Source organism: Streptomyces sp. NBC_00009 (assembly GCF_045040855.1).
GTDB classification, from domain to species: domain Bacteria; phylum Actinomycetota; class Actinomycetes; order Streptomycetales; family Streptomycetaceae; genus Streptomyces; species Streptomyces aureus.
The window spans coordinates 7,209,566-7,235,385 of the sequence record NZ_CP108312.1 but is presented as its reverse complement, the minus strand read 5'-3'; the positions used below and the strand labels follow the sequence as shown (position 1 = coordinate 7,235,385).

General features: G+C 70.7%; 23 protein-coding genes and 1 pseudogene. 9 read left to right on the top strand and 15 right to left on the bottom strand.

Translation table 11 applies throughout. The annotated features are described in order from the left end of the window. Positions 1-43: 43 nt before the first annotated feature. Positions 44-775, top strand: coding sequence for a maleylpyruvate isomerase family mycothiol-dependent enzyme (locus tag OHA58_RS32785; protein ID WP_405483265.1), 732 nt, complete (start codon positions 44-46; stop codon positions 773-775). A gap of 31 nt (positions 776-806) precedes the next feature. Here OHA58_RS32785 and OHA58_RS32780 read toward each other — a convergent pair whose 3' ends face one another. Next, positions 807-1,211 carry a MarR family winged helix-turn-helix transcriptional regulator gene (locus OHA58_RS32780; RefSeq protein ID WP_405483264.1) on the bottom strand — a complete coding sequence of 135 codons (405 nt, stop codon included), beginning with the start codon at positions 1,209-1,211 and terminating at the stop codon, positions 807-809. An 87-nt stretch (positions 1,212-1,298) separates the two neighbouring features. On the opposite strand from OHA58_RS32780, the gene OHA58_RS32775 reads away from it, so the two are divergent. Then, positions 1,299-2,837: an MFS transporter gene (locus tag OHA58_RS32775; protein WP_405483263.1), complete on the top strand. Its 1,539-nt coding sequence runs from the start codon at positions 1,299-1,301 to the stop codon at positions 2,835-2,837. Between the two features lie 148 nt (positions 2,838-2,985). Here the strand turns inward: OHA58_RS32775 and OHA58_RS32770 are convergent, their stop codons facing one another. The 3 genes from OHA58_RS32770 to OHA58_RS32760 form a co-directional block, all read right to left on the bottom strand. Further along, entirely contained in the window at positions 2,986-3,651 is a 666-nt protein-coding gene (locus OHA58_RS32770; protein WP_405483262.1) for a response regulator, read from the bottom strand. Then, the gene (locus OHA58_RS32765; protein WP_405483261.1) at positions 3,648-4,940 is read right to left on the bottom strand and encodes a sensor histidine kinase; all 1,293 of its coding nucleotides are present in this window, start codon (positions 4,938-4,940) and stop codon (positions 3,648-3,650) included. Before OHA58_RS32765 ends, OHA58_RS32770 begins: the two co-directional genes overlap by 4 nt. A gap of 144 nt (positions 4,941-5,084) precedes the next feature. Beyond that, positions 5,085-5,819 carry a TetR/AcrR family transcriptional regulator gene (locus tag OHA58_RS32760; RefSeq protein ID WP_405483260.1) on the bottom strand — a complete coding sequence of 245 codons (735 nt, stop codon included), beginning with the start codon at positions 5,817-5,819 and terminating at the stop codon, positions 5,085-5,087. Positions 5,820-6,108: 289 nt separating this feature from the next. Here OHA58_RS32760 and OHA58_RS32755 point away from each other — a divergent pair, with 289 nt between their 5' ends. Continuing rightward, the gene (locus tag OHA58_RS32755) at positions 6,109-6,591 is read left to right on the top strand and encodes a nitroreductase family deazaflavin-dependent oxidoreductase (RefSeq protein WP_405483259.1); all 483 of its coding nucleotides are present in this window, start codon (positions 6,109-6,111) and stop codon (positions 6,589-6,591) included. Here OHA58_RS32755 and OHA58_RS32750 read toward each other — a convergent pair. Further along, complete coding sequence (locus OHA58_RS32750) at positions 6,575-7,882, bottom strand: geranylgeranyl reductase family protein (RefSeq protein ID WP_405483257.1); 1,308 nt, start codon at positions 7,880-7,882, stop codon at positions 6,575-6,577. The genes OHA58_RS32755 and OHA58_RS32750 overlap by 17 nt on opposite strands. A 211-nt stretch (positions 7,883-8,093) precedes the next feature. On the opposite strand from OHA58_RS32750, the gene OHA58_RS32745 reads away from it, so the two are divergent. Together OHA58_RS32745 and OHA58_RS32740 are read left to right on the top strand one after the other, a co-directional pair. Next, a complete protein-coding gene (locus OHA58_RS32745) occupies positions 8,094-9,452 on the top strand; it encodes a dipeptidase (RefSeq protein ID WP_405483256.1) in 1,359 nt (452 codons plus the stop codon). A 93-nt stretch (positions 9,453-9,545) separates the two neighbouring features. Then, a complete protein-coding gene (locus tag OHA58_RS32740) occupies positions 9,546-10,283 on the top strand; it encodes an MBL fold metallo-hydrolase (RefSeq protein ID WP_405483254.1) in 738 nt (245 codons plus the stop codon). 15 nt (positions 10,284-10,298) lie between these two features. On the opposite strand, the gene OHA58_RS32735 is transcribed toward OHA58_RS32740, so the two are convergent. Next, positions 10,299-11,339 (bottom strand): NUDIX domain-containing protein, encoded by a 1,041-nt coding sequence (locus tag OHA58_RS32735; protein ID WP_405483253.1) that lies wholly within the window; start codon positions 11,337-11,339, stop codon positions 10,299-10,301. Between the two features lie 148 nt (positions 11,340-11,487). Between OHA58_RS32735 and OHA58_RS32730 the strand changes: the two genes are divergently transcribed. Together OHA58_RS32730 and OHA58_RS32725 are read left to right on the top strand one after the other, a co-directional pair. After that, a complete protein-coding gene (locus tag OHA58_RS32730) occupies positions 11,488-11,718 on the top strand; it encodes a hypothetical protein (protein ID WP_405483251.1) in 231 nt (76 codons plus the stop codon). A gap of 61 nt (positions 11,719-11,779) precedes the next feature. Further along, on the top strand, positions 11,780-12,157 hold the full coding sequence (locus OHA58_RS32725) for an anti-sigma factor antagonist (RefSeq protein WP_405483249.1): 378 nt from the start codon (positions 11,780-11,782) through the stop codon (positions 12,155-12,157). A gap of 14 nt (positions 12,158-12,171) precedes the next feature. On the opposite strand, the gene OHA58_RS32720 is transcribed toward OHA58_RS32725, so the two are convergent. From OHA58_RS32720 to OHA58_RS32710, 3 genes are read right to left on the bottom strand one after another with little or no spacing between them, the layout of a single operon-like run. Next, positions 12,172-13,104 carry a carbohydrate ABC transporter permease gene (locus OHA58_RS32720; protein WP_405483247.1) on the bottom strand — a complete coding sequence of 311 codons (933 nt, stop codon included), beginning with the start codon at positions 13,102-13,104 and terminating at the stop codon, positions 12,172-12,174. Next, a complete protein-coding gene (locus OHA58_RS32715) occupies positions 13,101-14,024 on the bottom strand; it encodes a carbohydrate ABC transporter permease (protein ID WP_405483245.1) in 924 nt (307 codons plus the stop codon). The genes OHA58_RS32720 and OHA58_RS32715 overlap by 4 nt, the downstream gene beginning before the upstream one ends. Before the next feature lie 11 nt (positions 14,025-14,035). After that, positions 14,036-15,304: an ABC transporter substrate-binding protein gene (locus OHA58_RS32710; protein ID WP_405483244.1), complete on the bottom strand. Its 1,269-nt coding sequence runs from the start codon at positions 15,302-15,304 to the stop codon at positions 14,036-14,038. A 267-nt stretch (positions 15,305-15,571) separates the two neighbouring features. On the opposite strand from OHA58_RS32710, the gene OHA58_RS32705 reads away from it, so the two are divergent. Then, the gene (locus tag OHA58_RS32705; RefSeq protein ID WP_405483242.1) at positions 15,572-17,638 is read left to right on the top strand and encodes an NPCBM/NEW2 domain-containing protein; all 2,067 of its coding nucleotides are present in this window, start codon (positions 15,572-15,574) and stop codon (positions 17,636-17,638) included. Between the two features lie 69 nt (positions 17,639-17,707). Here OHA58_RS32705 and OHA58_RS32700 read toward each other — a convergent pair whose 3' ends face one another. Continuing rightward, the gene (locus tag OHA58_RS32700; protein WP_405483240.1) at positions 17,708-18,655 is read right to left on the bottom strand and encodes an ROK family protein; all 948 of its coding nucleotides are present in this window, start codon (positions 18,653-18,655) and stop codon (positions 17,708-17,710) included. Positions 18,656-18,815: 160 nt separating this feature from the next. Between OHA58_RS32700 and OHA58_RS32695 the strand changes: the two genes are divergently transcribed. After that, positions 18,816-19,853: a LacI family DNA-binding transcriptional regulator gene (locus tag OHA58_RS32695; RefSeq protein WP_405483238.1), complete on the top strand. Its 1,038-nt coding sequence runs from the start codon at positions 18,816-18,818 to the stop codon at positions 19,851-19,853. 31 nt (positions 19,854-19,884) lie between these two features. Here the strand turns inward: OHA58_RS32695 and OHA58_RS32690 are convergent. From OHA58_RS32690 to OHA58_RS32670, 5 genes and pseudogenes are all read right to left on the bottom strand, one after another. Continuing rightward, positions 19,885-21,619, bottom strand: a pseudogene (locus tag OHA58_RS32690) (protein kinase domain-containing protein). A 92-nt stretch (positions 21,620-21,711) separates the two neighbouring features. After that, positions 21,712-23,004, bottom strand: a complete 1,293-nt coding sequence (locus OHA58_RS32685) for a DUF6986 family protein (protein ID WP_405483236.1) — start codon at positions 23,002-23,004, stop codon at positions 21,712-21,714. A 173-nt stretch (positions 23,005-23,177) separates the two neighbouring features. Next, positions 23,178-24,140: an electron transfer flavoprotein subunit alpha/FixB family protein gene (locus OHA58_RS32680; RefSeq protein WP_405483140.1), complete on the bottom strand. Its 963-nt coding sequence runs from the start codon at positions 24,138-24,140 to the stop codon at positions 23,178-23,180. A 62-nt stretch (positions 24,141-24,202) separates the two neighbouring features. Beyond that, the gene (locus OHA58_RS32675) at positions 24,203-24,988 is read right to left on the bottom strand and encodes an electron transfer flavoprotein subunit beta/FixA family protein (RefSeq protein ID WP_405483142.1); all 786 of its coding nucleotides are present in this window, start codon (positions 24,986-24,988) and stop codon (positions 24,203-24,205) included. A 168-nt stretch (positions 24,989-25,156) separates the two neighbouring features. Continuing rightward, a complete protein-coding gene (locus OHA58_RS32670; RefSeq protein ID WP_405483234.1) occupies positions 25,157-25,663 on the bottom strand; it encodes a flavin reductase family protein in 507 nt (168 codons plus the stop codon). Positions 25,664-25,820 lie beyond the last annotated feature (157 nt).

Here is a 25,820-nt window from a genome sequence, read left to right as displayed (position 1 = left end):
CAAGGACGCATTCAAGCCAGGTCCCATCGGGCAGACTCCCGCCATGGAGACTGCGGAACACATCGAGACGCTCGACGAGGAGGGCCGCCTCCTCGCCCGGGCCGCCGAGACGGCGGGCACCGACGCCAAGGTGCCGACCTGCCCGGGCTGGGCCGTACGGGACCTGCTGCGGCACGTGGGCATGGTGCATCGCTGGGCCATGGCGTTCGTCGCCGAGGGGCGCACGTCGTACCACCCCGACGACGGTCTGCCGGATCTGGACGGCGCGGAGCTCATCGCCTGGTTCCGTGAGGGCCACGGCCGGCTCGTCGGGACGCTGGCCGACGCCCGGCCCGACGTGGAGTGCTGGACGTTCCTGCCCGCGCCGTCGCCGCTGGCGTTCTGGGCGCGGCGGCAGGCGCACGAGACGACCGTCCACCGGGTGGACGCGGAGTCCGCGCTCGCCGGGACGCCCGGCGTCATCCCCGCGGAGTTCGCGGTCGACGGCATCGAGGAACTGCTGCTCGGCTTCCACCCGCGCGGCCGGAGCAAGGTGCGGTCGGACACCCCGCGCCTGCTGCGCGTGCGGGCCACCGACACCCGCCGGGCATGGACCGTACGGATCTCGCAGGAGCCGCCGGTCACCGAGCGGGACGGGGCGGGTGAGGCCGACTGCGAGCTGTCGGGTCCCGCGGCGCGGCTCTATCTGTCGCTGTGGAACCGGCTGCCGTTCCCGAGCCTCACCGGCGACGCCTCACTGGCGGCGCTGTGGCGAGAGCGGTCGGGGGTCACCTGAAGCTGACGACCGGCCTGGCCGCCCGAAGGCATTAGCCCCGAGAGCGACCCGCGAGCATCCGCCCCAGTACCGCGCGCTGCAACGGCCGGACCTCCGTGTGCAGGTCGCGGCCCTTCTGCGTGAGGCAGACCCGTACGCCGCGGCGGTCCTCGGGGCACATGCCGCGCTCCAGGAGGCCGTCCTTCTCCAGGCGGCCGATCAGGCGCGACAGGGCGCTCTGGCTGAGATGGACCTGAGCGGCGATCTCCTGCACGCGGAAGGAGGAACTGCCGTCCTCCGTCGCGCCGTCGGCCAGGACGTCGAGCACCTCGAAGTCGCTGGCGCCCAGGCCGTGCTGATGCAGCTCACGATCGAGCTCGCACATGGTGCGCGCATGCACCGCAAGGATGTCCCGCCACTGATCCACGAGGCCGGGCTCGGCCTTTTTCGCCGCCATAACCGCACCGTAGCAGAAAAGACGGGCATTGTTGCATCGGAATTAAATGCACTTGCAGTCAATGCATACGCATGTAGTCTGCTCCGCATGACCTCTCCGCTCGCCAACACTTCTGCGTCCCAGGAACGTTGGTCCCCCCGTCTGTGGGGCACACTGCTCGTCCTCTGCGCCGCGATGTTCCTCGACGCACTCGATGTGTCGATGGTCGGAGTCGCCCTGCCGTCCATCGGCTCGGAGCTCGACCTGTCGACGTCGACGCTGCAATGGATCGTCAGCGGCTACATCCTCGGCTACGGCGGCCTGCTGCTGCTCGGCGGTCGCGCGGCCGACCTGCTCGGCCGGCGCCGGGTGTTCCTGATCGCCCTCGGCGTCTTCGCCCTCGCGTCCCTGCTCGGCGGACTCGTCGACTCCGGGCCGCTCCTGATCGCAAGCCGCTTCATCAAGGGCCTCAGCGCCGCGTTCACCGCGCCGGCCGGCCTGTCCATCATCACCACGACGTTCGCCGAGGGCCCGCTGCGCAACCGCGCGCTCTCCATCTACACGACCTGCGCCGCCACCGGCTTCTCCATGGGCCTCGTCCTGTCCGGCCTGCTCACCGAGGCCAGCTGGCGCCTGACCATGCTGCTGCCCGCGCCGATCGCCGTGATCGCGCTGCTCATCGGCATCAAGCTCATCCCGCACAGCGAACGCGAGAAGAACCACCGCGGCTACGACATCCCCGGCGCCATCACCGGCACCGCGTCGATGCTGCTCCTCGTGTTCACCGTCGTCCAGGCGCCGGAGGCGGGCTGGGCCTCGGCCCGCACCCTGCTGTCCTTCCTGGCCGTAGCCGTGCTGCTCGCGGTCTTCGTCTCCATCGAGCGCCGCTCGCCGGGCCCGCTGATCCGCCTCGGAGTGCTGCGCTCCGGCTCACAGATCAGGGCACAGCTCGGCGCGATGGCGTTCTTCGGCTCGTACGTCGGCTTCCAGTTCCTGGTCACCCTGTACATGCAGTCCCTGCTCGGCTGGTCCGCGCTGCACACCGCGCTGGCGTTCCTGCCGGCGGGCGCCCTCGTGGCGCTCTCCTCGACGAAGGTCGGCGCGATCGTCGACCGGTTCGGCACCCCGCGCCTCATCGCGGTCGGCTTCACCTTCATGGTGATCGGCTACGCGCTGTTCCTGCGCATCAACCTCGACCCGGTCTACGCGTCCGTCATCCTGCCGACGATGCTCCTGATCGGCGCGGCCTGCGCCCTGGTGTTCCCCTCGCTCAACATCCAGGCCACGAACGGCGTCCACGACGACGAACAGGGCATGGTCTCGGGCCTGCTCAACACCTCCGTGCAGGTCGGCGGCGCCATCTTCCTCGCCGTCGTGACGGCCGTCGTCACCGCGAACTCCGGCGGGGGCTCGTCCCCGCAGGCCGTCCTCGACAGCTTCCGGCCGGGGCTCGTGGTCGTCACCGCGATCGCGCTGGTGGGCCTGCTGATCACCCTCACCGGGCTGCGGACACGGCGTCCGCAGGGCACGGTCCTGATCGCGAAGTCGGTGCGGGAGGAGGAGTCGGTGCGGGAGTCGGTGCGGGAGTCGATGAAGGAGGAGGCGGACGCAGCCGCGCGCACGGAGCGCGTCGCGGTCCACGACTGACCCACGGTCCACGACTGACCCACGCACCTCGACCGACCCACGGGTCCTCGCCGCGACCCCACACGCTCGACGCGACCACACATGGGTGCGCCCGGCCGGCAGTCCCCTGCCCGCCGGGCGCACCCGTGTGTCTGCGGCGCATGTCCGCTCAGCCGAGCCAGCCGGGCCGCACGAGGCCCGACTCGTAGGCGAGGACGACCAGTTGGGCCCGGTCACGCGCGCCGAGCTTCACCATCGTGCGGCTCACATGTGTCTTCGCCGTGAGCGGACTGACGACGAGACGGCGGGCGATCTCCTCGTTCGACAGGCCGATGCCGACCAGCGCCATCACCTCACGCTCGCGCTCGGTGAGCTGCCCGAGCGACTCGGCGGCCGCGGGCTCCTTGGAGCGCGCCGCGAACTCGGCGATCAGACGCCGGGTCACCCCCGGCGAGAGCAACGCGTCCCCGTGCACCACCGCCCTTACGGCGCGCAGCAGTTCCTCGGGCTCGGTGTCCTTGACGAGGAACCCGGAGGCTCCGGCGCGGATCGCCTCGAAGACGTACTCGTCCAGTTCGAAGGTGGTCAGCATGACCACCTTCACGGTTTCCAGCGCGGCGTCGTCGCTGATGCGGCGGGTCGCGGCGAGACCGTCGAGGACCGGCATCCGGATGTCCATCAGGACGACGTCGGGCCGCAGTTCGCGTACGAGCCGCACCGCCTCGTCGCCGTCGGAGGCCTCCCCCGCGACCTCGATGTCGCTCTGCGCGTCGAGCAGCGCCCTGAATCCGGCGCGGACGAGCGACTGGTCGTCGGCGAGCAGTACGCGGATCAACGGTTCTCCTCCGTCGGCGTGAACGGCAGTTCGGCGAGCACCCGGAAGCCGCCGTCGGGCCGCGGTCCCGCCTCGATCGTGCCACCCAGCGCGGCGGCCCGCTCTCGCATTCCCGCAAGGCCGTTCCCGCTGCCGCCGGCCGCCTCATGGCTCGCCGGCCCGTCGTCGTCGATGCGCAGGGACAGCGCGGTCCCCGTGTACCGCACCTCTACGCGCGCGTTGCGCGACTCCGAATGCCGTACGACGTTGGTGAGCGCCTCCTGCACGATGCGGAACGCCGCGAGGTCGGCTCCGGGCGGCAGCGCGGCTCGGGATCCTTCCGTGGCGATGTCGACGGTGAGGCCCGCGCTCGCGGCCTGCTCCACGAGTTCCGGGAGCCGGTCGAGGCCCGGGGCGGGGGCGCGCGGCGCGTCGCCCGGGGTCCGGAGCGTGTCGAGGACCTGGCGGACCTCGCCCAGCGCCTCCTTGCTCGCGGACTTGATGGTGGTGAGGGCGGTACGCGCCTGCTCGGGGTCGGAGTCGAGCAGCGCCAGACCCACGCCCGCCTGGACGTTGATGACCGAGATGGAGTGCGCGAGCACGTCGTGCAGCTCCCGCGCGATCCGCAGGCGCTCCTCGTCCGCGCGCCGCCCGGCCGCCTTCTCCCGCTCGGCACGCTCCTTCGCCCACTGCTCGCGGCGCGTCTTGACCAGCTCGGAGAAGGCGACGATCGCCAGGACCCACGCGGCGATGAAACCCTCCTGACCCCAGGACGCGGCCTCGTCCCCCGACGGCGGCAGATACGCGTACAGCCAGTGCGCTACGAGGACATGCCCCACCCAGAACATGCCGACCGCCGCCCACGCGGCTCTGCGGTGCCCCGCGACGATCGCGGCGTAACAGCCCACGGCGACAGTGATGAAAACCGGCCCGTACGCGTAGCCCGCGCCGAGGTAGAGCGTCGCGCAGGCCGCCGTGCCGAAGGCCACGAGGACCGGGTACTGCTGACGCCACAGCAGGAGAACGCCGCCCGCGAGCAGCAGCACGCGGGCGAACACGTCGAGGTCGGCCCGATCGGTCTGGGCGTGCGCCGCGAAGGTCGAGCCGACGAGGACGAACGCGGTGATCAGGACGGTGGACCGCCAGGGCCGGCGCGGCCCCTGGTCCGAGGCGCCCCACCAGGGCGGCCCGTAGTGACCGCGCCGGGCGGCACCGGCCGCCGTCCAGGGCGGCCCGTAGCGCCTGAGGTGCGGCGGACCCGCCCAGGTCCGGGGCGGGCCGCCGGCCCCGCGTACGTGCTGCTCATCCATGACCGCAACGCTAGACGCCGCACGCCCTCGCGGGCGTCAGCCGGGCGTGGTGATCACACCTACTCCCCGGGGAGTACGCGACGCAGTTCGGGCGGCGCGCGTCCCGCCCGGGGCAGCGACTTCCATTCCCGGGCCGAGGGCATGTCATTCCCGGGGCAGCACCAGGCCCACGCCGTGGGCGAGCTGGGTCGCGGCGTGCGTGAAGAAGGTGGCACGGTCCTCCACGACCCGGTTGAACTGGCCGAACAGTTCGAAGCCGATCAGGCCGAACAGCTGCGCCCAGGCGGCGACGAGCGCGGCCACCACCGCGGGCGGCAGGTCGGGGGCCAGGTCGGCGCCGAGCCGCTCGGCCTCGGGCCGCAGCTCCTCGGGGAGCGGCGGCTCCGCGATCCCGCGGCCCTGATAGGCGTCGCGGACGATGCCGAAGAACAGCAGCCCGACGCGCGACGCGGCCGGGACGGTCGTCATCGGCGCGGTGTATCCGGGTACGGGCGAGCCGAAGATGAGCGCGTACTCGTGCGGGTGGGCCAGCGCCCAGGCGCGGACGGCTTCGCTGACGGTGGCCCAGCGGCGCACCGGCGCGATCGCTCCCGCCTTGCTGGCGGTGCTCTTCGCCGCCTTCTTGAGCAGGGCGGCGTCCGCCTGCTCGGCCGCCTCGCCGATGGAGTCGTACGCGTCGATGATGAGCGCCGTCAGGAGGTCGTCGCGGCTGGGGAAGTAGCGGTAGAGCGCCGAGGAAACCATGCCCAGCTCGCGGGCGACGGCGCGCAGGGACAGCTTGGCGGCGCCCTCGGCCGCGAGCTGTCTGCGGGCCTCGTCCTTGATGGCGGCGGTGACTTCTTCCCGTGCCCTGGCCCTGGCTCCTCGTGCGGTGCTCATACGGGCAGTGTCCCACGCCTTCGGAGCAGTGCACACGTTCCGGATCGATGCACGCGTTATGGATCGGTGCACTCATTTGGGAGCAGTGCACTCAGTGGCGAGCGGCGCACCCGGCGGCGGCGAACAGAAAAGAGAGCAGTGCTCTTGCTTTGGATCACCGATCTCGTGCACACTGATCTCAAGCGAGAGCAGTGCTCTCGAAACCGAGATCGAGACCGACTCCGGCGGCGCCCGCATCGCGCCACGCGACACCCACACCCACACCCACACCCACACACAGGAGAACCCCATGACCGCGAACGCCCAGTCCGGCTCGTCCTCCACCCCCGGCCCCTACTACCTGAAGGGCAGCCGCCTCAACGTCCGGCTGAACGGCATGATCGGCTGGCTCGCACGGCACGGCGTCAGCCTGATGGGGTCCGCCGAGCTCTCCGTGCGCGGCCGCAAGAGCGGCCAGATGCAGCGCATCCCGGTCAACCCGCACACGTACGGGGACGCGCAGTACATCGTCTCGGCCCGCGGGCACTCCCAGTGGGTGCGCAACATGCGCGTCGCCGAGGCCGGCGAGCTGCGCGTCGGGCGCAAGGTCCGTACGTTCACCGCGACCGAGGTGCCCGACAGCGAGAAGCTGCCGATCCTGCGCAGCTACCTGGAGAAGTGGGGCTGGGAGGTCAACCAGTACTTCCAGGGCATCACCGCCAAGTCGACCGACGAAGAGCTGACCGCGGCCGCGCCGGACCACCCGGTCTTCCTCATCACGGTCGAGAAGTAGCCTCCGGATCGTCGTCGACCGATGGCGCGGCCGAGGACGCGGCCGCCGCTGCCGGCCGGTCCAGACGGCTCAGGACGCGACCCGCCATCGGATACGTCCTGACGATCTCGCCCAGCGTCGTCGAACCGCGGGTGATTCGGGCGAACGCCTTCCACGCGGGCCGGAACCCGGTGATCGCCGCATGCAGCACCCCGGGCCTGCGCTCGAAGACCGTCAGCATCCGCTTGCCGACGCTCATCTCGACACCGAGGCCCGCCTTGACCGCGAACGCGTAGTTCAGAGCCTGCCGGCGCGCGTCCACCGCGTCGTGCGCCTCGGAGACGCGGACCGCCCACTCCCCCGCGAGACGGCCGGAGCGCAGCGCGAACGAGATGCCCTCGCGGGTCCACGGTTCGAGAAGTCCCGCCGCGTCACCACAGACGAGTACGCGGCCGCGCGAGAGCGGCGAGTCGTCGGCGCGGCAGCGCGTCAGATGGCCGGAGGAGACCGAAGGTTCGAAGCCGGCAAGGCCGAGCCGGGCGATGAAGTCCTCCAAGTACCGCTTCGTGGCGGTGCCCTCGCCCCGCGCCGAGATCACTCCGACGGTCAGGGTGTCCCCCTTGGGGAAGACCCAGCCGTAACTCCCGGGCATCGGGCCCCAGTCGATGAGGACGCGGCCCTTCCAGTCCTCGGCGACCGTCTCGGGCACGGGGATCTCCGCCTCGAGGCCGAGGTCGACCTGGTCGAGCTTCACCCCGACATGAGCCCCTATGCGGCTGGCGCTGCCATCCGCCCCGACGACGGCGCGGGCCAGGATCGTCTCGCCGTCCTGGAGGATCACGGCGACCGTGCGACGGTCGGGCACGGCCGAGCCGTGCTGCTCGACCCGCGAGACCGTCGTCCCCGTGCGCAGTTCGGCGCCCGCCTTCTGGGCGTGCTCGACGAGCCGGTGGTCGAAGTCGGCGCGGTTCACCAGGCCGAAAAGCATGTGGCGGGAGCGCCGGGTGCGGGTGAACTTCCCGTCGAGGGAGAACGTCACCGCGTCGATCCGGTCCCGGAACGGCAGCTCGAACCCCGGGGGCAGCGCGTCCCTGGAGGGGCCGATGATGCCGCCGCCGCATGTCTTGTACCGGGGCAGTTCCGCCTTCTCCAGAAGGAGGACGCTGCGTCCGGCGACCGCTGCCGCGTAGGCGGCGGAGGCGCCCGCGGGACCGGCGCCCACAATGACGACGTCCCACACCTGCCCGCCGCCACCGGCGTCCGCCGCGTGCTCGCCCGTACCGTTGCCGCCCGCCGAGTTCTCGCTGCTCACGATGGTCTACTGCTCCCGATCCAGCCGCCTGCCGCACCTTTCCCAGGCATCCTACGGCGGTGTCCTGCCGACCCCTTGTGGGAGGATCGGCGCTGCATGCCCTGTGCACGAAACGCTCACGCACACCAGCCGACGGCGGACCCGCACGGACGCGTGCGAAAGCCGCATACGTATACACACGTGCAACGTCGCACCCACGAGGAGCGTTCCCATGTCACCGAATCCGATCGCCGAGACCGTCGCCTCGCTCATGCCCGGGGCCCGGACCGAGCTCGCCGAACTGGTGGCGTTCAAGTCGGTGGCGGACTTCGACCAGTTCCCGAAGAGCGAGAGCGAGGGCGCCGCGAACTGGGTGGCGGACGCGCTGCGCGCCGAGGGCTTCCAGGACGTCGCGCTGCTCGACACCCCGGACGGGACGCAGTCGGTCTACGGCTTCCTGCCGGGCCCCGAGGGCGCGCCGACCGTTCTCCTGTACGCGCACTACGACGTGCAGCCGCCGCTGGACGAGTCGGCGTGGGTCACACCGCCGTTCGAGCTGACGGAGCGCGAGGACGGCCGCTGGTACGGGCGCGGCGCCGCGGACTGCAAGGGCGGGGTCCTGATGCACCTGCTCGCGGTGCGGGCGCTCAAGGCCAACGGCGGTGTCCCGGTGAACGTCAAGGTGATCGCCGAGGGTTCCGAGGAGCAGGGCACGGGCGGTCTCGAGCGGTACGCCGAGCAGCACCCGGAGCTGCTGAAGGCGGACACGATCGTCATCGGTGACGCGGGCAACTTCCGGGTCGGCCTGCCGACGGCCACGTCGACGCTGCGCGGCATGACACTCATCCGGGTCCGGGTCGACACGCTCGGGGGCAACCTGCACTCGGGGCAGTTCGGCGGCGCGGCCCCGGACGCGCTCGCGGCGCTGGTGCGGATCCTCGACTCGCTGCGCGCGGAGGACGGCTCGACGACGGTCGACGGTCTCGCGACCGACGCCGCGTGGGACGGCCTCCAGTACGACGAGGGCCAGTTCCGCAAGGACGCCAAGGTCATCGACGGTGTCGAGCTGATCGGTTCGGGCACGGTCGCCGACCGCATCTGGGCCCGCCCCGCCGTCACCGTCATCGGCATCGACTGCCCGCCGGTCGTCGGCGCGACGCCGTCCGTGCAGGCCGGGGCGCGCGCCCTGATCAGCCTGCGGGTGCCGCCGGGCACGGACGCCGTGGAGGCGACGAAGCTCCTCATCGCGCACATCGAGTCGCACACCCCGTGGGGCGCCCGCGTCCAGGTCGAGCAGATCGGGCAGGGCCAGGCGTTCCGCGCGAACACCGACAGCCCGGCGTACGCGGCCATGGCGGAGGCGATGAGCGTCGCGTACGACGGTCAGGAGATGCAGTACGCGGGCCAGGGCGGCTCGATCCCGCTGTGCAACACGCTGGCGTCGCTGTACCCGGAGGCGGAGATCCTGCTGATCGGCCTGAGCGAGCCCGAGGCGCAGATCCACGCGGTGAACGAGAGCGTGTCGCCGCAGGAGCTGGAGCGCCTCTCGGTCGCCGAGGCGCTGTTCCTCCAGAACTACGCCGCGATCTGAGCCGCGCGGCCGTCACCTTCGCCCCGGGCGGAACTCTTCTGCCCGGGGCGTAGCCATGTCCCCCGGGCAGCCGTCTGTCCCTACGGTCGGCGTATGAGTATCTACGCCATCACCGATGTGATCGAGGTCGTCCCCCGCCTGCACCTGTTGCGCTTCCCGGTGGGGCAGGCCTATCTGTGGGACGACGGGGACGAGTTGACACTGGTGGACGCGGGGGCGGCCGGCGCCGGGGCGGCGATCGCCGACGCCGTACGCGCGCTGGGCCGGCATCCGCGCGAGGTGCGCAGGATCGTCCTGACGCACTTCCACGAGGACCACGCGGGCGGCGCGGGTGAGTTCGCGGCGCTCAGCGGGGCGGTGGTGTGGGCGCACCGGCTCGACGCGCCGTTCGTACGCGGTGAACGGCCGGGTCCTGCCCCGGAGTTCGAGGACTGGGAGCGCCCGCTGCACGCCGAGGCGCTGAAGCTGCTCCCGCCCCCGCCGGCGGATCCCGTACTGCCGCGTGAGGTACGGGAGTTGGCGGGCGGTGAGGTGCTCGACTTCGGCGGTGGCGCCCGCGTCGTCGCGGTGCCCGGGCACACGGACGGCAGCATCGCGCTCCATCTGCCCCATCACGGTGTGCTGTTCACGGGTGACGCCGTGGCCGCGTCCCCGCTGGACGGGCAGGTCATGCTGGGCGTGCTGAACCTCGACCGCCGCCGGTCCATCGAGTCCTTCCGCACCCTGGCCTCGCTCGACTCCGACATGGCGTGCTTCGGGCACGGCGACCCCGTGAGGAGCGGGTCGGCGGCGGTCCTGCGCGCGGTGGCCACGCGCCTGGACGCCGCGTAGTCACCCCGTACGGCGTCAGCCCACCGGCACTCCGGCCTCCAGGTAGAGGGCGGCGCCGCGCTCGCGGGCCCGCAGCGCCCAGCGCAGGCGCTCGTACCGCACGGGAGGCAGGAGTCCGGCGGCCTCCTGCTCGGTGACGAACCGCCAGCCGCGCAGCTCCGGGCCCGGAAGGATCATGCGGCGGGCCTCGGCGCCGTCGAGACGCCCGCCGTCGAAGAGCAGCCGCAGGCCGCCGTACGCGGGTGGTGCGGGCGCCTCCCAGTCGATGACGAGCAGGCCGGGCAGCTCGGGGAGCTGGATCCCGGTCTCCTCGGCGACCTCCCGTACGCCGGCCCTGGCGGGGGCCTCTCCGGGTTCCACGACGCCGCCGGGGAACTCCCAGCCGGCCTTGTACGTGGGGTCGACGAGCAGGACGCGGTCGTCCTCGTCGAAGAGCAGTACGCCCGCGGCGACGGTCTCCCCGGTGGGCTCGGGTGTCTGCACGATGTCGCAGGGCTCGACGGCGCCGGTGCGCACGGCCTCCGCGATGCGGACGGCCGCTTCGTACGCACTCAGTGCGCTGGTGTCGACGGGGTGGGCGTCGGTGGTGAGCCAGGTGGCCAGGGCCGTGCGGTAGGCCTCGATGTGGTCGTAGGACCACTGCCGGACGCGTATCTCGCCGTCGGGTGTCTCGGGCGGTATCTCGCGGCGGGCCATTCGCTCGCGCAGGATCGTTTCGGCCGGGGCTAGGAGCACATGGCGTACGGGGATCCTGCGGGCGGCGAGACCGCCGAAGATCTCGTCGCGGTACTCCTGCCTGAGCAGGGTCGCCGGGACGACGAGAACGCCGCCCATCTCGGCGAGCAGCGCGGCCGCCGTGTCGACGACGAGTCGCCGCCAGATCCGCAGGTCCTGGATGTCGGTCACCTCGGCCAGCTGCTTGGCGGGCAGCAGCTGCGCCAGTTCCCCGCCGATCACGTCGGGGTCGAAGAGCGTGCTGTTCGGGATCAGCTCGATCAGTTCCTGTGCGGTGGTGGACTTCCCCGCACCGAAAGCACCGTTGATCCAGACGATCACGGTTCCCCCTCCTCTGTCGGCCCCCTGAGGCTTGCCCGCAACAGCGTGCGGCGGAAACCAGCACCTGATGGGGGCGCGCCTCGCGTACGCCTCGCGCACGTCACCGAGGTCCTCGAACGAGCCGCGAGGGCCGCCTAGGATCCGCTCCGTGGACCTTCCCGAAGAGTTGATTCGCATGCAGCACGACGCCGACGACAAGGGCCGCACCCTGGAGCACCTCGATGACGGGGAGCGCCAGGCGCAGCGGGAGGCCTGGTTCGAGGCGGCGGCCAAGGTCGAGGCGGCGGTCACGGCGTACGCGCAGGAACAGGGCCTGAACCGGCACGACGTGGCGAAGACCCTGCGCCAGGCCGCCCGCCGGCCGCACTCCCAGAGCTGACTCCGGACGGTGTACGGGAGCGCTCCCCCCATGAGGTGTGCCCGCGCGGCCGAGGGGATCCATGCGACAGGGTGAAGATCGCCGCGGCGGCACGGACACGCCCCCGGCGCCTCCGGTGGTCTACCAGACCGGTGACTGCGTCGTCGTCGAACTGCACGGTGAGGTCGACATCGTGACGCTCCAGGGCTCCGTCGCCCTGCTCGAGACGGTGGCGGCGGGCCCGGCCGCCACCGTGGTGATCGATCTGACCCGCACCACGTTCCTCGACTGCTCGGGCCTGACCCTCCTCCTGCGCACCCGCCGCCGCGTCGAGTCCCGCGGCGGCCGCCTCAGACTGGTCTGCGACCAGCCCCTGACGCTGCGCCTGCTGGAGGTGACGGGCCTGCTACCGGTTTTCGCCCCGGCCCCGACCGTCGAGGCGGCGGTACGGCAGAACTAGAGCGGCCGGCCCGGCTACCCCTTGCTCGACCCCAGCGTGAGGCCCGCGATGAAGTGTCTCTGCAGGAGCAGGAACACCATGATCGTGGGGAGCGCCACCAAGACCGAACCGGCGGCCAGCAAGTTGTAGTCCGTGAAGAATTGACCGCGGAGATTGTTGAGGGACGAGGTGATCGGGAGTTTGTCGGGGTTGGAGATGAAGATCAGGGCCCAGAGGAAGTCGTTGTAGATCCAGGTGAATTCGAGCGTGCCGAGCGCGGCGAGTGCCGGGCGGCACAGTGGCAGCGTGATGCGCCAGAACTGCGTCCACAGCCCCGCGCCGTCGACGATCGCCGCCTCAAGGATCTCCTGGGGAAGCGTCCGCATGAAGTTCGCCAGGACGAATACGCAGAATCCCAGCTGGAATCCGATGTTGACGATGATCACGGCCCAGTACGAGTCGTACATCGTCAGTGAGTCCGACATCCACCAGGGCAGCGGAATCTTCAGGAAGAGGACGTACAGCGGGGTGACGAGAACCTGGGGTGGCAGCAGGTTTCCCGCCGTGAAGAACATCAGGAGCACGATTCCGCCGCGCACCTTGATGCGCGACACCGCGAAGGCGACGAACGAGGCGAGAAAGAGCGTGATCAGGACGGCCGGGACCGCGATGATCAGAGTGTTCTTGAAGTACTCGCCCATCCCCGAGTCGCTGAGGGCCTCGCGGTAATAGTCGAACGACAGGTGTTCGGGCAGCGAGAAGTAGCCGTGCTGCGCGGTCTCCTCGTAGGGCCGCAAAGAGGCGTAGACCGCGAGCAGGAGTGGCGCGAGGAAGGCCAGGGAGACGGCCATGAGGAAGATGTGCACCCCGAACCGGCCGCGCCGGCGCGGGTGTTCACCGCGCCGGTCGCCGCCGGCCAGGGAGCGGTCCCGGGCGGCGGGGGACGTCGTACGGATGTCGGCGGTCATCGGTCGCGCGCACCTCGCAGCTCTTGGACCAGGAACGTCACGATGAATCCCAGGGAGACCGTGAGGAGGACGACCGCGATGGCCGAGCCGAAGCCGATGCGGCTGGCCTCGCCGATGACGTTGTCCGTGATGAGGACGGACAGCAGCTCCAGGCCGTTGCGGCCCTTGTTCACGGCGTAGACGATGTCGAAGGCGCGCAGCGACTCGATGACGGTGATGACGCCGACGATGACATTGACGGGGCGAAGCGTCGGGAAGACGACGCGGAAAAAGGTCTGGCGGGCGTTCGCGCCGTCGATCGCCGCGGCTTCTTTGAGTGTCGGGTCGACGGATTTGAGGCCGGCGAGATAGAGGATCATCACGTATCCGGTGTGCCGCCAGCTCGCGGCCAGCATCATCATCCAGATGTTGATGTCGGAGTCGCCCAGCCAGTCGACCGGGTTCTCGTGGTTGTTGAGAACGGTGTTGACGACGCCCTGGTCGGTGCCGAGGATCAGCTGCGCCATGAATCCGACGACGGCCAGTGAGAGCACGACCGGCATATAGAGCGTCGACTGGTAGAAGCGGCTGAAGCGCACGCCCCGGTCGATGAGCACGGCGAGCAAGAGACCGAAGGGCGTGGCGATCAGGCCGAGAAAGGCGAGCCACAGGAGGTTGTGGCGCACGGCCGGCCAGAACGGCGGATAGTTGTCGACGAGGTTCCGGTAGTTCTCTCCACCGACCCAGTGAATGTCGCCGATGCCGTCCCACGACGTGAAGGACAGGCCGATGGAGGCGAGCGTGGGGCCCCAGATGATGACGATGTCGAGCAGTACGGGTATTCCCAGGAGCACGACGAGAACGGCGAGGTCACGGCGTGTGAAACGCCGTGACCTCCGCCGCCCTGCGCGCCGCGCGGTCTTCAGCGCCACGGAACGCATTCCCCCACTACTCAGCTGACCGCGGACGAGAAGATTTCCTTCTTCTGCCGCTCGATCCGGTTGACGAGGCCGTCGACGTCGTTCGGATTTCCGATGAAGTCCTGAAGTGCCTTGATCATCACGGTCTGCGCGAAGTCGGGCCGGGTGTCGCGGTCCATGAACTGCGATATCTGCTTGGCACCGGAGACGAGTTCGGCCGACTTCTTCTGCAGCGGGGTGTACTTGGACGTGTCGGCGCCGTCGTTCACGGCGACGTTGTTCGGGTCGCCGGCGAGGTAGATGTCCTCGGCCCCGGGAGTGCCGAGGAATGTGAGGAGCGCCTTGCCCGCTTCGACGTTCTTGGCCTTCTTCGCGATCAGGAAGCCGTCGATGGGAGCCTCCACCGCGTCCTGCCCGTACTGGGGGTCGATCTCCGGGAACGCGAAGAAGTCGATGTCCGCGCGTTCGTTCTCCGGGAACTGCTGGCCCGGGTGCGGCATTCCGAAGACGGCCATGCCGGTCTGACGCTTCTGCAGGCCCTGAGCGGCTTCCTCCCAGGTCCGGCCGAGGGCGCCCTTCTGGTAGTACGGCATGAGTTCGCGCCAGAGGTCGAACACCTTCTTGACCTTGGTGTCGGTCCAGGCTTCCGTACCCGCCATGAGGCCCTTGTGGAAGTCGTATCCGTTCAGGCGCATGTTGATGTAGTCGAACGTGCCCATCGCGGGCCAGCCGTCCTTGTCGCAGAACGCGACCGGGGTGCCGTCCTTGTGCATCTGCTTCGCCAGGGCGATGAAGTCGTCCCAGTTCTTGGGCTGTTCGTAGCCCTGCTTCTCGAAGAGGCTCTTCCGGTGGAAAACGGCCCACGGATAGTAGTAGTACGGCACGAAGTACTGCTTGCCGTCGTGCGTGGACTGGTCCTTGAGCGCCTGTGAGAAGCCCTTGAAGCCCTTCCAGACGTCGTCCACGTCGGTCAGGAGGCCCTTTTCGGCGAAGTACTGCATGCGGTAGCCGGCGAACCACATGAAGACGTCGTCCGGGGTGCCCTGGAGATAGCGCGTGATGTTCGTCTGGAACTCGTTGTGATCCGTGGTGTTGACGTCGACTTTCTTGCCGGACTTCTTCTCGTACGCCGTGAAGGCCGCCGCGAACGCCTTCTTCGGCACCGCGTCCGAGGAGTTGGACCCCACGGTGACGGTCTTCTTGTCGCCGCCCGGGCCGTCCCCGCACGCCGTGAGCAGTGCCGGAAGCGTGAGCGCACCGGCGCCCACCGCCGCACCCCGCAGGAGACCCCGACGGGACATCCGATGTCCTGTCGCGCTCCCGGGCGCGCCAGAACCGTTGAACGATGACTGTGCCATGTCCCCCTCCTGGGGCCGCAACCCAACACAACCGAACGCGAGGGTTGGATCCCACTCCCAACTCCTGAGATCGTCAAGGGTTCTGACGGGACATCGGGCAACCGTTACCGCATCTCTTCCAACAGAGTCCAACACGGCCTACCGTAAACGCGCGCCACTGACGCGAACATGACGTCACCCCACCTTTCGCGAGTACGGAGGAACGTAACGATGCGTCACCTTCCCACCCGCACCTCTCGCACCACCCGCCGAAGAGTCGTCGGAGCGCTGGCCACCGGGCTGCTGTGTGCCGCGGGCGTCACGGCACCGGCCGCGATCGCCGACCCGCCGAAATCCGGCGCGTCCGGCTCGCAGGGCGCAAGCGCTCAGGAAGCTTCGCCCACGCTCGACGACGGGCTCGCGCTGACCCCTCCGATGGGCTTCAACAACTGGAACTCCACGCACTGCCGCGCCGAGTTCAACGAGGCGATGGTCAAGGGCATCGCCGACATCTTCGTGGACAAGGGCCTCAAGGCCGCGGGCTATCAGTACGTCAACCTCGACGACTGCTGGGCCCTGCCGCAGCGCGACGCGAACGGCAAGCTCGTGCCGGACCCGGCGCGCTTCCCGAACGGCATCAAGGCCGTCGCCGACTACGTCCACTCCAAGGGCCTCAAACTCGGCATCTACACGAGCGCGGGCACCAAGACGTGCAGCGACATCGGCTTCCCCGGCGGCCTCGGTCACGAGTACAGCGACGCCCAGCAGTTCGCCGACTGGGGCGTCGACTACCTCAAGTACGACAACTGCAACAACCAGGGCGTCGACGCCAAGCAGCGCTACCGCACGATGCGTGACGCCCTGAAGGCCACGGGACGGCCCATCGTCTACAGCCTCTGCGAATGGGGTTCCAACAAGCCGTGGGAGTGGGCGGCCGACGTCGGCCATCTGTGGCGCACCACCGGTGACATCAGTGACAGCTGGGGCTCGATGCTCTCCCTGATGAAGCAGAACCTGCCGCTCGCGCAGTACGCGGGGCCCGGGCACTGGAACGACCCCGACATGCTCGAGGTCGGCAACGGCGGCATGACCGCGACCGAGTACCGCACGCACTTCTCGATGTGGTCGATCATGGCCTCACCGCTGCTCATCGGGACCGATCTGCGCAAGGCCTCCGCCGAGACCCTCGACATCCTCAGTAACCGCGAAGTCATCGCGGTCGACCAGGACCCGCTGGGCAAGCAGGGCACGGTGCTCTCCTCCGAGGGCGGGCGCTGGGTCGTCGCCAAGGAGATGAAGGACGGCAGCCGCGCCGTCGCCCTCTTCAACGAGTCGGGCAACGCGCAGCGGATCGCCACGTCGGCCGACGCGGTCGGACTGCCGCACGCGAGCGGCTACACGCTGCGCGATCTGTGGCAGCACAAGAGCTACAACACGGCCGGGGCCATCTCGGCGACCGTGCCCGCGCACGGGACAGTACTGGTACGGGTAGCCGCCGACGGCAAGTGGGCCGCGAACCCGCCCGCCGTCGAACTCGGCCTGGACGGCGCGCCGTTCGTCGAGGCCGGCAAGGCAGCCCGGCTCACGACGTCCGTCACCGATCTGGGCCGCACGCCCGCACGCCACGTGTCCGTCGCGCTGAACGGGCCCTCCGGGTGGAGCGTCAGGCCGGCCTCGCCGACCGGCGCCGGATCCGTACCGACGGGCGAGGCGCTCACCACGTCATGGACCGTGACCGCACCGGCGGGGACCGCGACGGGAGCGTACGACCTGTCCCTCAAGGCCACATACCGCTCGCCGGGCGGTGTGCGCGCCCAGAGCGTGCTGCCGCTGACCACGCACGTGGTGGTCGCACCACCGGCCGGTGCGTCGTCACTCGGCGATCTGCCGTGGCTGTCCACGACGAGCGGGTGGGGGCCCGTCGAGCGCAACACCAGCAACGGGGAGAGCGACGCGGGCGACGGGCATCCGATCACCATCGGCGGCGTCGTCTATCAGAAGGGGCTCGGCGTGCACGCGGACAGTGCCGTCGAGTACTACACGGGCGGCTCGTGCGAACGCGTCAGCGCGAGTGTGGGCGTCGACGACGAGAAGGGCACGAAGGGCACCGTGACGTTCGAGATCTGGGCCGACGGCAAGGAGGTGGCATCCACCGGCACCCTCACCAACGCGGACGCGGCCGAGCCGCTGTCGGCCGACGTGAGCGGGGCACAGGCGGTACGCCTCGTGGTGACCGACGCAGGCGACGGCGTGGACTCCGACCATGCGGACTGGGGGGACGCGACGCTGTCCTGCTGACGCGTCAGGGGGTGGCGTCGGGGCAGAGCTTCCTGCCCCGACGCCACCCCTTCGAACTCAGGTGACGCGTCAGAGTGTCGACACGTCCCGGTCGCGCGTGAGCGCCGCCGCTGCCGCGCCGACGAGGCCCGCGTCCGTGCCCATGCGGGCCGGGGCCACCGTGAGGCGCTGCACGAACGACAGCGTCGCGTAATCGCGCAGCGAGCGGCGCAGGGGCGCGAAGAGGACCTCTCCCGCCTTCGCCACTCCCCCGCCGATCACCGCGATGTCGATCTCCACGAGCGTGGCCGTCGCGGCGATGCCCGCCGCGAGCGCCTGGGCGGCACGTTCGAAGGAGGCGATGGCCACCTCGTCGCCCTCGCGCGCGGCCGCGGCCACCGCCGCGGCCGACACGTCGCCGTCCGCGCCGGGGCGCCAGCCGCCGGCCAGCGCGCGGCGCGCGATGTTCGGCCCGCTCGCGATCCGCTCGACGCAGCCGCGCGCCCCGCACGGGCACGGGTCCCCGTCCAGATCCACGCTGATGTGGCCGATGTGGCCCGCGTTGCCCGTGGGCCCCGGGTGCAGCTTGCCGCCGAGGATCAGGCCGCCGCCGACGCCGGTGGAGACGACCATGCACAGCGCGTTGTCATGGCCTTGCGCAGCGCCCTGCCAGTGCTCGGCTGCCGTCATCGCGACGCCGTCCCCGACCAGTTCGACCGGCAGGCCCCCGGTGACCGCGCGGACCCGGTCCACGAGCGGGAAGTCGCGCCAGCCGGGCACGTTGACCGGGCTCACCGTGCCAGTGGTGGCGTCCACGGGACCCGCGCTCCCGATGCCCACGGCCCGCGCCCGCACCCACAGCGGCGCGGCGGTCAGCTCGCGCAGCACGTCCTCGACGGCCCGCATCACCGTGTCCCCGTCCTCCTTGGCCGGAGTCGGCCGCTGCGCGCGCAGCAGGATGCGGCCGCGGTCGTCCACCAGGGCCCCGGCGATCTTGGTGCCGCCGATGTCGAGCGCGGCGACGAGGTCGGTCTGCATCAGTGTGAGGTCCCCTGGTGAAATGGCAGGTCGGAGAATGCGATGGATAGTCTCTCCCGCATCTGACAACGTTGTCCAGGGCCTATGCTCGACGCCACATCCCCATACAGCATCATGAACCCCCTGGAACCGCAGCGACGACAGGACAGGACAGCCCACCGTGGACCGCACCGCCCGCCGCCCCGACAGCCGTTACGGCAACCGCCCGACCATGAAGGACGTCGCGGCGCGCGCCGGAGTGGGCCTCAAGACGGTGTCCCGCGTCGTGAACGGCGAACCGGGGGTCACCCCCGACACCGAACGCCGCGTCCAGGAGGCCATCGAGGCCCTGGGCTTCCGCCGCAACGACAGCGCGCGCGTCCTGCGCAAGGGCAGGACCGCGAGCATCGGCCTGGTGCTCGAGGATCTGGCCGACCCCTTCTACGGGCCGCTGAGCCGCGCCGTCGAGGAGGTCGCCCGCGCACATGGCGCGCTGCTCATCAACGGGTCGAGCGCCGAGGACCCGGAGCGCGAGCAGGAGCTCGTCCTCGCGCTCTGCGCCCGCCGGGTGGACGGGCTCGTGGTGATCCCGGCCGGCGACGACCACCGTTACCTGGAGCCCGAGATCGCCGCCGGTGTCGCGACCGTGTTCGTCGACCGTCCCGCCGGGAAGATCGACGCGGACGTGGTCCTGTCCGACAGCTTCGGGGGCGCGCGCGACGGCGTCGCGCATCTGATCGCGCACGGCCACCGCCGTATCGGCTTCATCGGTGACCAGCCGCGCATCCACACCGCCGCCGAGCGTCTGCGCGGCTACCGGACCGCGATGGAGGACGCCGGGATAGCCGTCGAGGACGCGTGGATGTCGCTCGGCGTGACCGATCCGGAGCGGGTGCGGCGCGCCGCGGAGGAGATGCTCGCGGGCCCCGATCCGGTCACGGCGATCTTCGCGGGCAACAACCGTGTGACGGTGACCGTCGTACGGGTCCTGTCCGAGGTGGACCGCCCCGTGGCGCTGGTCGGCTTCGACGACATCGAGCTGGGCGATCTGCTGCGCCCCGGCGTGACGGTCGTCGCGCAGGACGCCGCGCAACTGGGCCGCACGGCCGCCGAGCGGCTGTTCCGGCAGCTCGACGGGGTGTCGCTGGTGCCGGAGCGGATCGAGCTGCCGACCCGGCTGATCACCCGCGGCTCGGGTGAACTCCCCCCGGCCGACTGACAGTTGAGCCATCAAACGGCTCGGCGGACGGTCAGCAGACGGGGAGCCCGGGGAGCGGCGCGTTGTTGTCGCCGCCCTTGAGGTAGACATCGCTGACGAAGACGTTCGTGTTGCCGCTGTCGTCGTCCGTCTTCGCCCACCAGACGTTCGTCCACTTCCCGTACGTCTCACGGCGGCCCAGGTTCTGCTGGCAGTAAAAGTAGTTGGTGCCCGCGTTCAGGACGCCCGCGCGGTCCCCGGACGAGGTGTACGAGTCGGACGTGCGCCACACCGTGCAGTTGTACTTGCCTCCGCCGGCGGAGTGGCAGGCCGGAGCGGGTGTCGGGCTCGCCGCGCCGCCGCCTCCTCCCGTGGTGCCGCTCTTCGTGGGGCGGGGCACGGCCGGGGTGGAGGCGGAGGGCGCGGGCCGGGTGGCGGACGGCTTCGGGTCCGGCCTGTCCGACGCCTTGCCGTCGTCCGGCTCCCGCGACTTCTGGTGGCCCTGGCCCGGGGGCTTCCCCGTGCCGTCCAGGGCGCCCCGGCTGCGGTCGGCTTCCGGCGTGCCCGTGGTCGCCGCACCCGATGAGGCGGCCCGGTCCCCCTTGTCGCCGGACCCGTTGAGCGCGGCCACCGTCGCACCGGCCGCCCCGAGCACGGCGATCACGGCCGCCACGGCGAGCAGGACGCGCGTGCGGCCGGGCTTGCGCGGCTCGTCAGGCGGCGGGGCGATCGCAGGGGTAGGCGGCGGGGTGTTCACAGGGGTGGGCGGTGGGGCGTTCACCGGGGTCGGCGCCGGCCCGAAGCCGGGCGGCGGCACGGACGGCACGTTGCGCACCGTCGTCTCCCGGGGGCGCGGATCGGGCTGCCGGAGTGCGGCCGTGGCAACATCCGCCGGCGCCGCGGCGACCGCTTCGAGAAGCTCCCGGGCCCGATCGGCATCCGGCCACGTCAGCGGGTCCTTGGCCATCAGCTGCTGGAGTACGGGGGTGAGGCGGCCCTCCCGCCGGGGTTCGGGCAGCGGCTCGACGACGATCGCGTTGAGCGTCGACCACGTGGACGTACGCCGGAAGGGCGAAGCTCCTTCGACGGCCGCGTAGAGCGTGGCGCCGAGGGCCCATATGTCGGACGCGGGGCCGGGGTCCTGGCCCTGGGCTCGCTCGGGGGACAAGTAGTCCAGGGAGCCGACCAGTTCGCCGCTGCGGGTGAGCGAAGCGATGGGGGTCCCCCCGGCCGAAGGCTGGGGGGAGGGTCGCGGAGCCGTCCCCGGGGTCGTCCATCGCCGCGATGCCGAAGTCCGTGAGGACGACGCGGCCCGAGCGGTCGAGGAGGATGTTGCCCGGCTTCACGTCCCGGTGCAGGACTCCGGCGCGGTGGGCGGCCGCGAGGGCGTCCATGACCTTGGCGCCGATCGCGGCGGCCTCGCGCGGATCGAGCGGGCCCCGGTCACGCAGCACGTCGTCGAGCGACGGACCGTCGACGAGCTCCATGACGATGAGGGGCCGGCCGTCGACCTCGGTGACGTCGTGCACGGCGATGACTCCGGGGTGGCGCACGCGGGCGGCGGCACGGGCCTCGCGCTGCATCCGTACGCCCAGGTCGGCCAGTTCGGACCCGGCGGCGTCCGAATAGGTGCGCAGTTCCTTGAGGGCGACCTCGCGGCCGAGCACCTCGTCGACCGCGCGCCACACGACGCCCATGCCGCCACGGCCGAGCTGTTCCCCCACCCGGTACCGCCCGGCGAGGAAGCGGCCGCCTCCGCCCGTCTCTTCCTGATCCCCCGAAGACACCGCTGCCCCGTCCCTGTGACGCCTGTTCCAGTGGCGTCCAGACTACGGGGCAGCGGTGACAGTGCCGGATGCGCGTTGTCGGACCGGGACGGTCAGCGCTCCTGCGCGGTCAGGTCGCCGCGGCGCGGGCCCGCGAAGCCCTGGAGGCGGGCCAGGGTGAGGCCGGTGATCCGGGTGACCTCGCCCGTGTCGAGGGCGCCGCAGTCCAGGCCGCGCAGCAGATACCCGGCGAGCGCCTTGGCGGTGGCGGGCTCGTCCGCCACGTCGCCGCCCTCGTGGTGACCGGCGTAGGCGGCCAGGCGCGCGGCGGCCGACTCGAAGCCCTCGCGGTAGAAGGCGAAGACCGCGGCGTAGCGGGTCGGGATGTGGCCCGGGTGCATGTCCCAGCCCTGGTAGTAGGCGCGGGCCAGGGCGCGGCGGGTGAGGCCGTAGTGCAGGCGCCAGGCGTCGTGGACCTTCGCGGTCGTACCGACGGGCAGGACGTTGGTGGAACCGTCCGAGACGCGGACGCCGGTGCCGGCGGCGGCCACCTGCATGACGGCCTTCGCGTAGTCGGCGGCCGGGTGGTCGCTGGCCTGGTAGGCGGCGCTGACGCCGAGGCAGGCGCTGTAGTCGAAGGTGCCGTAGTGCAGTCCGGTCGCGCGGCCCTCCGCGGCGTCGATCATGCGGGCGACGGCTGCGGTGCCGTCGGCGGCAAGGATGGACTGGCTGGTCTCGATCTGGATCTCGAAGCCGATGCGCCCCGCCTCAAGACCGTGGGCCTTCTCGAACGCCTCCAGGAGCCGGACCATGGCGGTGACCTGCTCCGGGTACGTCACCTTGGGGAGCGTGAGCACGAGCCCGTCGGGAAGGCCGCCCGCCTCCATGAGGCCCGACAGGAAGATGTCGAGGGTGCGGATGCCACGGTCGCGTACCGGGGCCTCCATGCACTTCATGCGGATGCCCATGTACGGGGCGGCGGTGCCGTTCTTGTACGCCTCGGCGACGAGACGGGCGGCGCGGGCGGCGTCCTGGTCCTCGTCGGCGCCCTTGTAGCCGTCCTCGAAGTCGATGCGCAGGTCCTCGACCGGCTCGCGCTCCAACTTGGCGCGTACGCGCGAGTGGACGGCCTCGGCGAGGTCGTCGCTCAGACCGAGGACGGCGGCGAAGGAGGCGGCGTCCGGGGCGTGTTCGTCCAGCATCGCCAGGGCCTTGTCGCCCCACGTACGGATGCTGTCGGCGTCGAACTGCTCGCCCGGGATGTACACGGTGTGGACGGGCTGCCGGGTGCCGGGGTCTCCGGGGTAGCGGCGCTCCAGCTCCGCGTCCACCGGGGCGAGGGAAGCGCTGATGCCCTCGCTGACCGCTCCGGCGAGGCTCGTTGCCACCTTCTCTTGCTGACCCATTCCTGCACCCTCCACACTCTCGACGTTCCAGAGTTTCCGCTTCACGGAATCAAGAATCCGTATAGCGAAGTTATCTGCGCTCGCCACCTGCGTCAATGGTCCCCCGAACGCGAACGGGGCCGCGCGGTGAAGATCACCACGCGGCCCCGTTACCGTTACCGGCCCGGAGAAGCTCAGCCCTTGCGGGTGTTGATTTCCTGGGTGAGCTGGGGGACGACGTCGAAGAGGTCGCCGACGACGCCGTAGTCGACGAGGTCGAAGATCGGGGCCTCGGCGTCCTTGTTGACCGCGACGATGGTCTTCGAGGTCTGCATGCCGGCCCGGTGCTGGATCGCGCCGGAGATACCGTTGGCGATGTACAGCTGCGGGGACACGCTCTTGCCGGTCTGGCCGACCTGGTTGGAGTGCGGGTACCAGCCCGCGTCGACGGCGGCGCGGGAGGCGCCGACGGCCGCGCCGAGGGAGTCGGCGAGGGCCTCGATGACCGTAAAGTTCTCGGCGCCGTTGACGCCACGGCCGCCGGAGACCACGATCGCGGCCTCGGTCAGGTCGGGGCGGCCGGTGGACTCGCGCGGGGTGCGGGCGGTGACCTTGGTGCCGGTCGCCTTGTCGGAGAACGAGACGGCGAGCGGCTCGACGGTGCCGGCGGCCGCGGCGGGCTCGACGGGGGCGCTGTTGGGCTTGACGGTGATGACCGGGGTGCCCTTGGCCACGCGGGACTTGGTGGTGAAGGAGGCGGCGAACGCGGACTGCGTCGCGACCGGACCGGAGTCGCCGGCCTCGATGTCGGTGGCGTCGGTGATGATGCCGGAACCGATGCGCACCGCGAGACGCGCGGCGATCTCCTTGCCCTCCGCGGAGGACGGCACCAGGACAGCGGCCGGGGCGACGGTGTTGTAGGCGGCCTGCAGTGCATCCACCTTCGGCACGACCAGGTAGTCGGCGTACTCGGACGCCTCGTGCGTCAGGACACGCGTCGCGCCGTGCTCGGCGAGGGTGGCGGCGGTGTCGGCGGCGCCGGCACCGATCGCCAGGGCGACGGGCTCACCGAGGCGACGGGCCAGGGTCAGCAGCTCAAGGGTGGGCTTGCGGACGGCACCGTCCACGTGATCGACGTAGACCAGAACTTCAGCCATGGGACTTCTTCTCTCCTGCGTGCGAAAGATGAGGGCAGAGGGGTGATTCAGGCAGGCGGGGTTTAGATGAACTTCTGGCCCGCGAGGAACTCGGCGAGCTGCTTGCCGCCCTCGCCCTCGTCCTTGACGATCGTGCCCGCGCTGCGCGCCGGACGCTCAGCCGCCGCGTCCACGACCGTGAACGCACCCGCCAGACCCACCTCGTCGGCCTCCACGTCCAGATCCGAGAGGTCCCAGGACTCGACCGGCTTCTTCTTCGCCGCCATGATCCCCTTGAACGAGGGGTAACGCGCCTCGCCCGACTGGTCGGTCACCGACACCACCGCCGGCAGCGAAGCCTCCACCTGCTCCGAGGCCGTGTCACCGTCACGACGGCCCCTGACCACACCGCCCTCGACCGACACCTCGGAGAGCAGCGTCACCTGCGGCACACCCAGCCGCTCCGCGAGCAGCGCCGGGACCACACCCGCCGTGCCGTCCGTCGACGCCATACCGGAGACCACCAGATCGAAACCGGCCTTCTCGATCGCCTTCGCCAACACCAGCGACGTGCCCACGATGTCCGTGCCGTGCAGATCGTCGTCCTCGACATGGACCGCCTTGTCCGCGCCCATCGACAACGCCTTGCGCAACGCGTCCTTCGCGTCCTCCGGACCCACCGTCAACACGGTGACCTCCGCATCGTCCGCCCCGTCCGCGATCTGCAACGCCTGCTCGACCGCGTACTCATCCAGCTCCGACAGCAGCCCGTCCACATCATCACGGTCCACCGTCAGGTCATCAGCGAAATGCCGGTCCCCCGTCGCGTCCGGCACATACTTCACGGTGACAACGATCCTCAAGCTCACGCCGGCTCTCCTACTGCAATCGTCTTTACTGGGCGGCCTTGCTCCCTGCAGGCAGCATAGGCGTCCGAAGCGGACTCTCCCGGTCGGGGCGGCCCGCGCCCCGAACGAAATATTACTCGTCAGTACACCCAGGATTTGCCCGCTAAGCAAGCGCTTTGAACTGTGATCCTAGTCGCGCAGACCGTTGAAGCGGCCCTGGTGGTAGACGAGCGGCCGGCCGGTCCCCGCGGGGTCCCCGACGACGGCCTCGGCGAGCACAATGCGGTGGTCTCCGGCGGGCACGCGCGCGATCACCCGGCACACCAACCAGGCCAGGACACCGTCGAGTACGGGCACGCCCTCCGGGCCCTCGTACCAGCGCGTGGGCTCCCCGAAGCGGTCGGCGCCGCTCTTCGCGAACGTGGCGGCCAGATCCTGCTGGTGCTCGCCGAGTATGTGCACGCCGATGTGTTCGGCCTCGGAGACGACGGGCCAACTGGAGGCGCCCAGGCCGATGCCGAACGAGATGACGGGAGGTTCGGCCGACACCGACGTCAGGGAGGTGGCGGTGAAGCCCACGGGGGCGGCGCCCCGGGCGGTGATCACCGCGACTCCGGCCGCGTGCTGCCGGAAGACCGAGCGCAGCAGGTCGGGCGATGCGGTTGTGGCGGTGCGGAGATCGGGCGTGGCCGTCATGGAGTTGTCCTTCTGCCGGAGGGGTGCGAGCGGGATCCGTGGCTGCTCAGGAGCCGGGACAGCGCGCACTCGCGCAGCGGGCGAGGTCCACATGGACACGCTCGAAGAGAAGGAGTTCCGTGGGCATACAGTCAGGCTGACGATAGGTGGTGCGTGC

Excerpts from the sequence above, each read along its gene's own strand:
- OHA58_RS32785 (WP_405483265.1), top strand. The coding sequence starts at position 44 with ATGGAGACTGCGGAACACATCGAGACGCTCGACGAGGAGGGCCGCCTC.
- OHA58_RS32780 (WP_405483264.1), bottom strand. The coding sequence starts at position 1,211 with ATGGCGGCGAAAAAGGCCGAGCCCGGCCTCGTGGATCAGTGGCGGGAC.
- OHA58_RS32775 (WP_405483263.1), top strand. The coding sequence starts at position 1,299 with ATGACCTCTCCGCTCGCCAACACTTCTGCGTCCCAGGAACGTTGGTCC.
- OHA58_RS32765 (WP_405483261.1), bottom strand. The coding sequence starts at position 4,940 with ATGGATGAGCAGCACGTACGCGGGGCCGGCGGCCCGCCCCGGACCTGG.
- OHA58_RS32760 (WP_405483260.1), bottom strand. The coding sequence starts at position 5,819 with ATGAGCACCGCACGAGGAGCCAGGGCCAGGGCACGGGAAGAAGTCACC.
- OHA58_RS32755 (WP_405483259.1), top strand. The coding sequence starts at position 6,109 with ATGACCGCGAACGCCCAGTCCGGCTCGTCCTCCACCCCCGGCCCCTAC.
- OHA58_RS32745 (WP_405483256.1), top strand. The coding sequence starts at position 8,094 with ATGTCACCGAATCCGATCGCCGAGACCGTCGCCTCGCTCATGCCCGGG.
- OHA58_RS32740 (WP_405483254.1), top strand. The coding sequence starts at position 9,546 with ATGAGTATCTACGCCATCACCGATGTGATCGAGGTCGTCCCCCGCCTG.
- OHA58_RS32725 (WP_405483249.1), top strand. The coding sequence starts at position 11,780 with ATGCGACAGGGTGAAGATCGCCGCGGCGGCACGGACACGCCCCCGGCG.
- OHA58_RS32720 (WP_405483247.1), bottom strand. The coding sequence starts at position 13,104 with ATGACCGCCGACATCCGTACGACGTCCCCCGCCGCCCGGGACCGCTCC.
- OHA58_RS32715 (WP_405483245.1), bottom strand. The coding sequence starts at position 14,024 with ATGCGTTCCGTGGCGCTGAAGACCGCGCGGCGCGCAGGGCGGCGGAGG.
- OHA58_RS32710 (WP_405483244.1), bottom strand. The coding sequence starts at position 15,304 with ATGTCCCGTCGGGGTCTCCTGCGGGGTGCGGCGGTGGGCGCCGGTGCG.
- OHA58_RS32705 (WP_405483242.1), top strand. The coding sequence starts at position 15,572 with ATGCGTCACCTTCCCACCCGCACCTCTCGCACCACCCGCCGAAGAGTC.
- OHA58_RS32700 (WP_405483240.1), bottom strand. The coding sequence starts at position 18,655 with ATGCAGACCGACCTCGTCGCCGCGCTCGACATCGGCGGCACCAAGATC.
- OHA58_RS32685 (WP_405483236.1), bottom strand. The coding sequence starts at position 23,004 with ATGGGTCAGCAAGAGAAGGTGGCAACGAGCCTCGCCGGAGCGGTCAGC.
- OHA58_RS32680 (WP_405483140.1), bottom strand. The coding sequence starts at position 24,140 with ATGGCTGAAGTTCTGGTCTACGTCGATCACGTGGACGGTGCCGTCCGC.
- OHA58_RS32670 (WP_405483234.1), bottom strand. The coding sequence starts at position 25,663 with ATGACGGCCACGCCCGATCTCCGCACCGCCACAACCGCATCGCCCGAC.